The sequence below is a fragment of the Pantoea sp. UYEF8 genome (assembly GCF_040546285.1).
Classification (GTDB): domain Bacteria; phylum Pseudomonadota; class Gammaproteobacteria; order Enterobacterales; family Enterobacteriaceae; genus Pantoea; species Pantoea brenneri.
Genome location: NZ_JBEPNM010000004.1, coordinates 292,284 through 304,743, shown reverse-complemented (window position 1 = coordinate 304,743; position 12,460 = coordinate 292,284). Strand labels below are relative to the sequence as shown.

The 12,460-nt window shown below is 49.5% G+C and carries 10 protein-coding genes; all 10 read left to right on the top strand.

The window, feature by feature from the left end; all coding sequences use genetic code 11:
* The first annotated feature begins 3 nt into the window (after nt 1-3).
* The 10 genes from ABIB18_RS10445 (at nt 4) to ABIB18_RS10400 (ending at nt 12,408) form a co-directional block, all read left to right on the top strand.
* Nucleotides 4-1,227, top strand: coding sequence for a glycosyltransferase (locus tag ABIB18_RS10445; RefSeq protein WP_069729013.1), 1,224 nt, complete (start codon nt 4-6; stop codon nt 1,225-1,227).
* Nucleotides 1,224-2,564 carry a lipopolysaccharide biosynthesis protein gene (locus tag ABIB18_RS10440; RefSeq protein ID WP_031375336.1) on the top strand — a complete coding sequence of 447 codons (1,341 nt, stop codon included), beginning with the start codon at nt 1,224-1,226 and terminating at the stop codon, nt 2,562-2,564. Before ABIB18_RS10445 ends, ABIB18_RS10440 begins: the two co-directional genes overlap by 4 nt.
* Before the next feature lie 278 nt (nt 2,565-2,842).
* Entirely contained in the window at nt 2,843-3,745 is a 903-nt protein-coding gene (gene galF, locus ABIB18_RS10435) for a UTP--glucose-1-phosphate uridylyltransferase GalF (RefSeq protein ID WP_031375337.1), read from the top strand.
* A 42-nt stretch (nt 3,746-3,787) separates the two neighbouring features.
* Nucleotides 3,788-4,801 (top strand): UDP-glucose 4-epimerase GalE, encoded by a 1,014-nt coding sequence (gene galE / locus ABIB18_RS10430; RefSeq protein WP_031375338.1) that lies wholly within the window; start codon nt 3,788-3,790, stop codon nt 4,799-4,801.
* A gap of 550 nt (nt 4,802-5,351) precedes the next feature.
* Nucleotides 5,352-6,767, top strand: a complete 1,416-nt coding sequence (locus tag ABIB18_RS10425) for a mannose-1-phosphate guanylyltransferase/mannose-6-phosphate isomerase (RefSeq protein WP_354474119.1) — start codon at nt 5,352-5,354, stop codon at nt 6,765-6,767.
* A 14-nt stretch (nt 6,768-6,781) separates the two neighbouring features.
* Nucleotides 6,782-8,164: a phosphomannomutase CpsG gene (cpsG, locus tag ABIB18_RS10420; RefSeq protein WP_354474118.1), complete on the top strand. Its 1,383-nt coding sequence runs from the start codon at nt 6,782-6,784 to the stop codon at nt 8,162-8,164.
* Between the two features lie 48 nt (nt 8,165-8,212).
* Nucleotides 8,213-9,253, top strand: coding sequence for a GDP-mannose 4,6-dehydratase (gene gmd, locus ABIB18_RS10415; RefSeq protein WP_354474117.1), 1,041 nt, complete (start codon nt 8,213-8,215; stop codon nt 9,251-9,253).
* A gap of 1 nt (nt 9,254) precedes the next feature.
* Nucleotides 9,255-10,157, top strand: coding sequence for a GDP-mannose 4,6-dehydratase (locus tag ABIB18_RS10410; RefSeq protein WP_354474116.1), 903 nt, complete (start codon nt 9,255-9,257; stop codon nt 10,155-10,157).
* On the top strand, nt 10,133-11,296 hold the full coding sequence (locus ABIB18_RS10405; RefSeq protein WP_354474115.1) for a glycosyltransferase family 4 protein: 1,164 nt from the start codon (nt 10,133-10,135) through the stop codon (nt 11,294-11,296). Before ABIB18_RS10410 ends, ABIB18_RS10405 begins: the two co-directional genes overlap by 25 nt.
* A complete protein-coding gene (locus tag ABIB18_RS10400; protein ID WP_354474114.1) occupies nt 11,293-12,408 on the top strand; it encodes a glycosyltransferase family 4 protein in 1,116 nt (371 codons plus the stop codon). Before ABIB18_RS10405 ends, ABIB18_RS10400 begins: the two co-directional genes overlap by 4 nt.
* The last annotated feature ends 52 nt before the right edge of the window (nt 12,409-12,460 follow it).

The window sequence follows — 12,460 nt, the reverse complement described above, 5'->3', positions numbered from 1 at the left end:
GTGATGAAACTGACTTTTTTCACCATGCGTTTCCCGGTTGCCTCTGAGACATTCGTACTAAATCAGGTGACCCATTTTATTGATGCTGGTTACGAGGTGGAGATTATTTCGGTGTTTCCCGGTGATTTAGTCAACCGGCATGCCGCCTTTGATGAGTATGGCCTGGCGGCAAAGACGCACTATCTGCTGCCGGAAGAGAAGGTCTCGATTGTCGATAAGCTGAACCAGCGTCTGCGGCTGGTGCTGCCGAAGGTCACTAAGCCGTCGCTGCTTCGTTCGCTTAATGTGCGCCGCTATGGCGCACAGTCGAGCAAGCTGCTGCTGCCATCGATCGTCGCCAACGCCACCCAGACCTTTACCGCGGACGTGTTCCTGGTGCACTTCGGCTATGCCGGCGCGCTGGCGAACAAGCTGCGTGAGCTGGGTGTGCTGAAGGGCAAGCAGGCGACCGTGTTTCATGGGGCGGACATTTCCCGTCGTCACATCCTGGAAGAGCACAAGCTCGATTACGTTAATCTGTTCCGCCAGAGTGAGCTGATGTTACCGATCAGCCATTTGTGGCAGAACAAACTGATCGAGATGGGCTGTCCGCCGGAAAAAATTCACGTTACGCGCATGGGGATTGAGCCGGAGAAGTTTAACTTCCAGCCGCGCCAGGCGTTTCACTCACCGCTGCGTATCGTCTCGGTGGCTCGTCTGACCGAGAAGAAAGGGCTGGATGTGGCGGTGAAAGCCAGTGCGATCCTGAAACAGCGGGGCGGTCAGTTCCAGTACACCATTATTGGTAACGGCGATCAGGATGAGATGATGCGTGATTTCATCGCCCGCGAGGGGATGGAAGATTGCGTCAGCATGCCGGGCTTCAAGCCGCAGGACGAAATCCGCCGCGCCTTAAGTGAAGCGGATATCTTCCTGCTGCCGTCCAAAACTGCGGCCGATGGCGATATGGAAGGCATCCCGGTGGCGCTGATGGAAGCGATGGCGGTTGGTCTGCCGGTGGTCTCGACTTTCCACAGCGGTATCCCGGAGCTGATTGAGAACAACGTTTCCGGTTGGCTGGTGGAAGAAGACGATCCTGAGGCGCTGGCCGAAACGCTGCTGAAGCTGTCGCAGGGTGAAGTTGACGTCGCCCCGGTGGTCGCGGCGGCGCGCCATAAAGTTGAAACTGAATTCAATCAGCATATCGCCTACGGCGAACTGGCACAGATTCTGGAGCGACTGGCGTGAGTGGATTTAAGTCACAGGCGATCTGGCTGTTCGGCAGCACCTGCTTTTCTGCGGTGCTGCAGGTGGCACAGCTCAGTTTTCTCGCCCGCAAACTGGAAACCCACGAGCTGGGGCTGTTAGCGATTATCAACGCCATTCTGGCGGTGGCCGGCGTGTTGCAGGATATGGGGATGAGCAGCTATCTGGTGCATCGCCAGAACATCACCCGCCGCGAGCAGAGCACCATCTACTGGGTCAATGTCTCGCTGAGTTTGTGTACCGGTCTGATCATGCTGCTGATCGCCTTCCCGGTCGCTTGGTTCTATCATCTGCCTGAACTGGTCGGACTGATTATGCTGACCAGCCTCAACTTCCTGGTGCTGGGACATCTGTCGCAGTATCAGGCGCACTACATCAAAACCAAGCGGATGGTCTCGCTGGCGAAGATTGAGATGGGCACCAAGCTGTTTGCCTTTCTCTGCGTGGTGGCGATGCTGGAGTTCACCTCACTGACGGTGGCCGCGGCGATTCTGGGTCTGTTTATCAACGCCTTTACCCGCATCCTGTGCATGATTGCGCTGGGTGAGAAGTCCTGGCGTCCGACCTGGGAGTTCGATAAAGCGACCTTCTTTGGTGCCATTCGTTACGGCAGCTACCAGCTCGGCTCGCAGACCATTAATCAGCTGCGTACCCAGGCCGATGCGTTAGTGGTCGGTAAGGTAATGGGCGCTGAAATGCTGGGTGTCTACTCGCTGGCGAAAGAGCTGGTGCTGCAACCGCTGAAGCTGGTCACGCCGGTGATTAACCGCCTGGCGCTGCCGCGTTTCGCCGAGAAACAGCACGATGCCGAACAGCTGAAGAAACTGTTCCTCAAAGGCACGCTGGGGATCATGCTGTTCAGCAGCGCGATGTACCTGGTGATTGGCATCTTCTCACCGGTGATTGTCCGGGTGCTGTATGGACCGGCGCATGAGCAGGTCTATCACCTGATTCCGCTGATGCTGCTGTTTGGCATGCTGCGGCCGATGGGTGGCCTGACCGGGGCGATTTCGCAGGCTAACGGGCGCACCAACGTCGAGTTCTACTGGAACATCGTGGCAAGCCTGGTGGTACTGGCGGTGCTGGCGACCACCTTTATCTGGCCGAACGTGCTCTACGTGGCGCTGACGCTCTCCATCTCGCAGATTCTGATCTCGGCGCTGGCGCATCCGTTCTTTATCAAGCCGGTGATTGGCATTCGGTTTATGCCGTATGCCCGCCAGTGGGTCGCAGTTTCAGCGGTGTTTGTCGGCGTAATGATGCTGGTCAATCACTTCAATCTGTTCGTGATGCCTGAGTGGTTTGAAGGCTGGCTGTAAGCCAGCAGCAGTGACAGTAACGGGCGACCTCAGGGTCGCCCGTTTTCATTTATCGCTGGTCTCAGCCGGTTGCGCAACGACAGCCGAAACAGCCGACGCCGATCACGTTTACTGGTTGTCTTTATTCAGTTTCTGCTGTCGCTGGCAATGGGCAAAATGCCGAATTTCCATGGTGTGACAGAGAGTTAGTGTCCGATTTTCAGATAAAGATTATACTTGCTGTTCTGGCCGATCCTGCATAATCGACCCACATCTTCATTTTATTAAACGGAATAAATATGACCAAGCTTAAAGCAGTAATCCCGGTTGCGGGTCTCGGTATGCATATGCTCCCTGCGACTAAAGCCATTCCGAAAGAGATGCTGCCTGTCGTCGACAAACCGATGATTCAGTACATCATTGACGAGTGTGTGGCTGCAGGCATTAAAGAGATCGTGCTGGTCACCCATGCCTCTAAAAATGCGGTGGAAAACCACTTCGACACCACCTACGAGCTGGAAGCGCTGCTTGAAGCGCGCGTGAAGCGCCAGCTGCTGAGCGAAGTTCAGTCTATCTGCCCGCCAGGCGTGACCATCATGAACGTGCGTCAGGCACAGCCGCTGGGCCTTGGCCACTCTATTCTGTGTGCCCGCCCGATGATTGGCGACAATCCATTTGTGGTAGTGCTGCCAGACGTGCTGCTGGATGATTCCACCGCTGACCACATGCGTTATAACCTTGCGGCGATGGTGGCCCGTTTTGAAGAGACCGGCCACAGCCAGGTGCTGGCGCAGCACATGCCAACCTCCGATCTCTCTGAGTACTCGGTGATCACCACTGAAGAGCCGATTGATCACCCAGGCGACATCAGCAGCATCACTAATTTTGTTGAGAAGCCAGAGCATCCTGCTGAGCTGAACTCTGACCTGGCCGCCGTGGGCCGCTATGTGCTTTCTGCTGATATCTGGGCAGAACTGGAGCGCACTGAGCCAGGCGCGTGGGGCCGTATCCAGCTGACCGATGCGATCGCCAGCCTGAGCAAGCACAAAACGGTAGATGTCTCGCTGCTGACCGGCCACAGCTTCGACTGCGGTCGTAAACTGGGTTACATGCAGGCGTTTGTCTCTTACGGACTGCGCAGCAACGCTCAGGGCCGTGATTTCCGCGAAGCGATTCAGAAGATTCTCGCCAAACAACACTAACAGATTCGCCGCGCACCCCGCGGCAGAGAGAAAGGAGTTCACATGGCTATTTTAGTAACGGGTGGAGCGGGTTACATCGGCTCCCACACGGTGCTGGCGCTGTTGCAGCGCGGTGATGACGTTGTGGTACTGGATAACCTGTGCAATGCCTCGCGGGAAGCTATTAACCGCGTCGAGAAGCTGGCGGGTAAGAAAGCGACCTTCGTTGAAGGTGATATCCGCGATCGCGCCTGTCTGCGTGACCTGTTCGCCTCAAACAGCATTTCTGCCGTGATCCACTTCGCTGCGTTGAAAGCGGTAGGTGAATCAACCCGCATGCCGCTCGAGTATTACGAGAACAACGTTGCGGGTACCGTGGTGCTGCTGGAAGAGATGCGCGAAGCGGGCGTCTGGAACTTTATCTTCAGCTCTTCCGCGACCGTATACGGTGCAGATGCGCCGGTACCGTACGTTGAGACCACGCCGATTGGCGGCACCACCAGTCCTTATGGCACCTCCAAGCTGATGATCGAGCTGGTGATGCGTGACTTCGCCAAAGCCGAACCGAAGTTCAAGGCGATCGCCTTACGTTACTTCAACCCGGTCGGCGCGCATGAGTCGGGTGAAATCGGTGAAGATCCTGCCGGCATCCCGAACAACCTGCTGCCGTACATTGCTCAGGTTGCGATTGGCCGTCTGGAGAAGCTGGGTGTGTTTGGCGGTGATTACGATACGCCAGATGGTACCTGCCTGCGTGACTACATCCACGTGGTCGACCTGGCAGAAGGGCACCTGAAGGCGCTGGACCATCTGAGCAAGGTTGAAGGCTATACCGCTTTCAACCTCGGCGGCGGTAAAGGCTTCTCGGTGCTGGAGATGATCAAAGCGTTTGAGAAGGCGTCAGGCAAAGCGATTCCTTTCGAGATCAAACCGCGTCGCGATGGCGACCTGCCGGCCTTCTGGGCCGACGCCTCGCTAGCCAACCGTGAACTCGACTGGCGCGTGACGCGCGGCATCGACGAGATGATGCGTGATACCTGGAACTGGCAGAGCAAGAACCCGAATGGGTTTAAGTAAACTGCGATGAAATGCAAAAAACCCGGCTCCGGCCGGGTTTTTTTATGTCTGCGTTTAGCAGAATTGCATATATAGGCTAAACATTAGCCCGTTACCGATTCATTACTGGCTACCAGTAGGTTTAATACGGATTTATCCTGGCGTGTCATCTGCTCAATTGAAACACTATAGAGCGCTGGACGACGGCCTGAAGAGACGCAAGGCACGGTGAGCACGGTGCTACTATGTCGTTTTACTAAAGATTAGCTTAGCCGGAATGCATCTGGATCAATGTTTAGTCAAACTTAAGTTTTGCCTGGCACAATGAAAGAATAGGCATATTATTTTTGTCGCACAAATTGTACTATTTGCGGTGGTCTCAGAACCCGTATGCGATTGAATAAAATATCATCAGCGCATCGACAAGCTAACCTGTGATGGCAAGAATCCCATCACACAGCATATTGGTTGCTGCAAGCCAAGGGCGGTAGCGTGGCTGATTATTCATAATGAATAAAAATTGACCCGCTTTATATGCAATAGCATGCTTAAATTTGTTAGAGGATGTGGAATGTTACTTCCCGTAATCATGGCCGGAGGAACCGGCAGTCGCTTATGGCCTCTTTCCCGCGAACTTTATCCTAAACAGTTCATCTGTCTGCACGGCGAGCATTCTATGCTGCAGGAGACAGTTAACCGTCTGACGGGCGTTGAAGCTCGCGCACCGTTGGTGATTTGCAATGAAGAGCACCGTTTTCTGGTCGCCGAGCAGTTGCGACAAATTAAAAAGCTATCCCATAACATTATTCTTGAGCCGGTCGGGCGTAACACCGCGCCCGCCATTGCGCTTGCCGCACTCAATGCTGTAGAGCAGGGCGATGATCCGGTGCTGTTGGTACTGGCCGCCGATCACGTCATTGAAGATCGAGCTGCATTCCATCAGGCTATTAAGGTAGCGACCGCGCACGCCAAACAGGGCAAGCTGGTGACCTTCGGTATCGTGCCGACCGGTCCGGAAACCGGATATGGCTACATCCAGCGGGGTGAAGCATTGCCAGGCGCTGAGAACGGCCCTTATCAGGTCCAGCGCTTTGTCGAAAAGCCAAACCAGAGCACCGCTGAAGAGTACCTTAAATCCGGTGAGTACTACTGGAACAGCGGCATGTTTATGTTCCGGGCGAAGCGCTATCTGCAGGAACTGGAAAAATTTCGTCCGGATATCCTTGAAGCCTGCCGTCGTGCAATGGCTAACGTAAAGGAAGGCGATGACTTCATCAGTATTGATAAAGATGATTTTATCGCCTGTCCGGACGAGTCGGTTGATTATGCGGTAATGGAACAAACTGATGCTGCTGTGGTGGTTCCACTGGCTGCGGGATGGAGTGACGTCGGTTCCTGGTCAGCGCTGTGGGAAGTGAATGATAAAGATACTTACGGCAATTCGCTTAAAGGCGACACCTTCCTGCACAACACCAAAAACTGCTACATCAACAGTGAAGACCAGTTGGTTGCGGCAATCGGAGTAGAAAACCTGGTAATTGTTAACACCAAGGATGCAGTGCTGGTCGCGCGTAAAGATCAGGTTCAGGATGTGAAACGTGTAGTCGAGTTCCTGAAGGGCGAATGCCGCAGCGAATACCGTCGCCACCGTGAAACCTACTGGCCATGGGGACGTTGTGATCTGGTGGTGAACACCGGTCGATTTAATGTCAACCGCATCACGGTTAAACCAGGTGAAGCCTTTGAGTTGCAGATGCACTATCACCGCACTGAGCACTGGGTCATCCTGTCAGGTACTGCAAAGGTGACCATTCAGGATAAAACCCTGCTGCTAACCGAGAACCAGTCAACCTTTATCCCTATTGGTCATCCGCATACCTTAGAAAACCCAGGCAAAATTCCATTAGAGCTGTTGGAGATCCAGTCGGGTTCTTATCTTGGCGATGACGATCTCATTTTGATTAAACAACAGTTTGCAAGTAAGTAAGGACAGACAAGATCATGGCATCACTGACCTGTTTTAAAGCTTATGACATTCGTGGTGAGCTGGGCACTGAACTCAATGAAGACATCGCTTACCGCATTGGCCGGGCCTATGGTGAATTTATCCGACCAAAGACCATAGTAGTCGGCGGTGATGTTCGTCAGACCAGCGAATCACTCAAGCTGGCGCTGGCAAATGGACTCAGGGATGCGGGTACCGATGTGCTGGATATCGGTATGAGCGGAACGGAAGAGATCTACTTCGCGACTTTTCATTTAGGGATTGATGGCGGTATTGAAGTCACCGCCAGCCACAACCCAATGAACTATAACGGCATGAAGTTAGTGCGGGAAGGTGCGCGTCCAATCAGCGGAGATACCGGACTACGTGATGTCCAGCGACTGGCTGAAGCCAACGACTTTGCTTCGGTTGACGAGAGCAAACGCGGTAGCTACAAGCAGATTTCAGTCCTGAATGCCTATGTCGATCATCTGATGGGCTATATCGACCTGAACAACTTCACTAAACCAATGAAGCTGGTGATTAACTCTGGTAATGGTGCTGCTGGCCACGTAATAGATGAGATTGAAAAACGCTTCCAGCAGGCGAATGCGCCGGTGAGCATTATTAAGGTGCATCATCAGGCCGACGCAACTTTCCCGAACGGTATTCCTAATCCACTGCTGCCAGAGTGCCGTAAAGATACCTCTGATGCAGTACGAGAAAGTCAGGCCGATATGGGGATTGCTTTCGACGGAGACTTTGACCGTTGCTTCCTGTTTGATGAGAATGCAGACTTTATCGAAGGCTATTACATCGTTGGCCTGTTAGCCGAAGCGTTTCTTAAGAAAGAGCCTGGCGCGAAAATTATCCATGATCCACGTCTGACCTGGAACACTATTGATGTGGTTACCAAAGCGGGCGGCATTCCGGTGATGTCCAAAACCGGCCACGCTTTTATCAAAGAGCGCATGCGTGAAGAAGATGCGGTCTATGGCGGCGAGATGAGTGCGCACCACTATTTCCGAGACTTTGCCTATTGTGATAGCGGCATGATCCCATGGCTGCTGGTGGCTGAACTGCTGGCGGTGAAAGGGGAGACACTTTCCGGACTGGTTTCGGAAAGAATGAAGGCGTTTCCTTGCAGTGGTGAGATTAACTACAAAGTGTCTGATGCAAGGTCAGTTATCGTGGCGTTGAAAGAAAAATATCTTAGTAGTGCAATAACCGAAGATAATACCGACGGCATTAGCCTTGACTGCCAGGGTTGGAGATTCAATGTAAGAACTTCCAATACGGAACCTTTACTGCGACTCAACGTCGAAACTGAAGGTAATATTGAAGCCTTAAGTAAAATATTGAAAGAAATCGACTCCGTTATTAAAGCTACGACAGTTTAATTTTACCTATAGTTGATAATATTAATTTTCCAAATGATGGGTTTAAGAATGACGAATAAGATTGCAATTATTACAGGAATTACCGGGCAGGATGGCGCTTATCTTGCTGAATTACTTTTAGATAAAGGCTATACGGTTTATGGAACCTATCGCCGTACCAGTTCGGTCAACTTCTGGCGTATTGAAGAGTTGGGTATCAAATCAAACCCCTCTTTGCATCTCGTCGAATATGACCTGACTGACCTGTCATCAAGCATTCGTTTACTTCAGGAAAGCAAAGCGACCGAAGTTTACAACCTTGCGGCTCAGAGCTTTGTAGGTGTTTCTTTTGACCAGCCACTGACCACCGCTGAAATTACAGGTATTGGTCCGGTAAACCTGTTAGAAGCTATTCGCATTGTTAACCCTAAAATTCGCTTCTATCAGGCATCGACTTCAGAGATGTTTGGTAAAGTGCAGGCCATCCCACAGAAAGAAGACACGCCATTTTATCCGCGTAGTCCGTATGGCGTTGCCAAGTTGTATGCCCACTGGATGACCATTAACTACCGTGAGAGCTACAACATCTTCGCATCAAGCGGCATTCTGTTTAACCACGAATCACCACTGCGTGGACAGGAGTTTGTAACCCGTAAGATCACCGATTCAGTAGCGAAAATTAAGCTCGGCAAGCTGGATGTGCTTGAGTTAGGTAACATGGACGCCAAGCGTGACTGGGGCTTTGCTAAGGAGTATGTTGAAGGCATGTGGCGCATGCTGCAGGCTGATGAGCCAGATACTTTTGTCCTGGCAACCAACCGCACAGAAACAGTCCGCGACTTCGTTTCAATGGCGTTCAAAGCGGCTGGCATTGAACTGCGCTTTGAAGGCAAAGATGACCAGGAAGTTGCAATCGATGTAGCCACTAATAAAGTGGTTGTTAAGGTCAATCCTAAGTTCTATCGTCCTGCTGAAGTAGAATTGCTGATTGGAAACCCACAGCGTGCGAAAGACATTCTGGGCTGGGAACCTAAAACCACGCTCGAAGAGTTGTGCGCGATGATGGTAGAAGAAGATCTACGCCGCAATAAACAAGGATTCTCCTTCTGATATGAATAATGGCAAAAAAGCATTGATCACTGGGATCAAGGGCTTTACCGGCCAATATATGGCAGCGGAATTATCCGCTGCCGGATATGAAGTTTATGGCTTCGGTTCAACCCTCGCCCAGAATACCTTACGCTATTTTCAGGTTGATCTGACTAATGCACAACAGGTAAAGAATGCTGTAGACAGTATTCAACCCGACGTTGTCATTCATCTCGCTGCAATTGCTTTTGTTGGGCATGCTGACCCGAACGCGTTCTATAATGTAAACCTTTGCGGTACGCGTAACCTGTTACAGGTTCTTAGCGAATCAGCAAAGATGCCAGATGCAGTTTTGATTGCCAGCAGTGCTAATGTTTACGGTAATAATACTCCGGGGAAATTAGCAGAGTCGGTTCCTGCCAGACCCTCAAATGACTATGCGGTAAGCAAGTTGGCCATGGAGTATATGACCAGTCTGTTTTATGAAAAATTGCCGGTTATTATTACCCGGCCATTCAATTACACAGGCGTCGGTCAGGCAGAAAATTTCCTGATCCCGAAAATCGTCAAACATTTTCGTGAGAGAAAAGAAGTCATTGAGTTGGGAAACATAGATGTATGGCGTGACTTTTCTGATGTACGTGACATCGTTAAATGTTATTCAGCGTTACTTCATTCCCGCTCATTTGGTCAGACTGTCAATGTCGCTTCAGGTAATATGTACTCATTAAGAGAAGTCGTTGATCTCTGTAAAACCTTGACATGCCATGATATTAAGATTGAAGTTAATCCTGATTTTGTCCGGCCAAATGAAATTAAAGAACTGTGTGGCGATATCACTTTGCTCAGTAGCTTAGTCGGTGAGACTTCGTCTAAAATTCCTCTTAGAGATACCCTGAAATGGATGCTGGAAGCAAAGCAATAAACGTCGTTTACTCTACGGACTGTATTAAATATCCTTTAACCGGTATTGGCCGTTATGCGTTTGAGCTTGCTAAACAGCTTCAGGAAAGAGAAAACGTCGCGCTGACGTTTCTTCATGGTACTAATATACGCGACTCACTGGCAGTTGCCAGTGAGTCAGCTCAATCAGTTCAATCTATTAAACGCAAATTACAAAAAAGTAAAATTGTAAGTGAAATATATCGCCTTACTTTCCCGGTGATGAAAATGATGGCGTTGAGGAATTTTAAGAACCATATATATCATAGCCCAAACTATTACTTACCTCCTCGCGTGAACCACTGTGTTGCAACATTTCATGACCTGTCGGTATTCCACTGGCCGCAGTTTCATCCGGCTGGCCGTGTTCACCTGATGCAAAAAGAGTTAAGAAATACAGTTTCTCGAGCATCAATGCTTATCACTGATTCTTATTATACTAAGAACGAGTTAATTGATTTCTTTAGTATTGAAGATAATAAAATTGCCGTGGCCCCTCTGGCCTGCAATGCAGAGTTTCATCCACGGAATGAAATTGAAGTCAAAAGCGTTCTTGAGAAATACAATCTTCACTGGCGTCAATATTTACTTTATACCGGTACAATAGAACCCAGAAAAAACATACTGACATTATTGCAAGCTTATGATCGTTTAACCCCTAATGAAAAAGCGACTTTTCCTCTCGTTGTCAGCGGTTATAAAGGATGGGAAAACGAGCAACTGTACAGGCTTTTTGATAAGGGTGAAAGAGAGGGCTGGCTAAAATATTTAGGCTTTGTGCCGGGTAAAGAACTGCCTTGCTTGTTCAGCGCTGCTACCAGTTTTGTTTTTCCTTCAATCTATGAAGGATTCGGCTTACCCGTACTCGAAGCAATGGCCTCAGGTACCCCTGTAATTTGCTCTAATGCAACATCGCTTCCAGAAGTTGCAGGTGATGCAGCATTAATGCATGATCCAAAAGATGTCGATGCCTTAACCACTTCTATCCAAATGATGATCGGTAATGCTTATGAAAAGCAACGCATGATAGATACGGGGCTAGCTCGCGCCCGCCAATTTTCATGGTCATTTTGTGCAGATAAAACCATTGATGCTTACGAGCAGGTCGCGAAATTTATATGATTAAAGTTTTACACTGTTATAAAACCTACTATCCCGATACTTTTGGCGGCATTGAACAAGTTATATACCAGCTCGCGGAAGGTGGCATCAAGGAAAATATCCAATCGGTGGTTTTTACTCATAGCCCGGATTTTATAGAGAAAAAAAAGCAGCTCGATAACCATCTTATTTATCGGGTCAAAACGCAGTGTGAATATGCATCGACACCGTTTTCTTTTGCAGCAATAAGTCAATTCAAAAAGCTGGCAAAGGAAGCAGATATCATCCATTATCATTTTCCTTATCCTTTTATGGATTTGATGCATTTTACAGCAAGAATAAAAAAACCTTCAGTAGTGAGCTATCATTCCGATATTGTCAAACAAAAGTTATTATTGAAACTTTATGCTCCGTTAATGAATTGCTTTCTTTCCAGTGTAGACAGAATTGTTGCTGCTTCTCCAAACTATGTTGAGAGTAGCCCGGTGCTGCAACAATTTAAAGATAAAGTTGAAGTAATCCCGTACGGTCTTGATAAAAAGTTTTATAAAAATAATGATCCTGCCGTATTGCAAAAATGGCAGACAAAATTTCCTGACGGCTTCTTTCTTTTCATTGGCACGTTCCGTTATTACAAAGGCCTGCATATCCTGATAGAGGCGGCGAAGAATAGCCGTTATCCTATCGTAGTGGTAGGCGCAGGTCCGATTGAAGCTGAGTTAAAATCTCAGGCACAACAGTTAGGTGTAGATAATATCCATTTCCTGGGTGCGCTAGAAGACAGTGAAAAGTCTGCCTTACTTCAACTATCTACCTGTCTGGTATTCCCATCACATTTGCGTTCAGAAGCTTTTGGAATCTCGCTACTGGAAGGGGCTCTGTACTCTAAGCCGCTCATATCAAGCGAGATAGGTACAGGTACAACCTTTATCAATATTGATCGGATAACCGGTTTAGTCGTTCCCCCGTCAGATCCTGTTGCTCTGCGTAAAGCGATGGATGAAATATGGAACAATCCACCACTAGCCCGCAGTTATGGTGCAGCAGCTCTTGAACGTTTCGAGTCGCTGTTTACCGCTGAAAAAATGATTAGTAGCTACACAAATCTTTATAAGTCATTGTTAAGAATGTGATTTTTTTTCAGATAATTTCATCTGACTATCGCACCATTCATTACCTTTTATC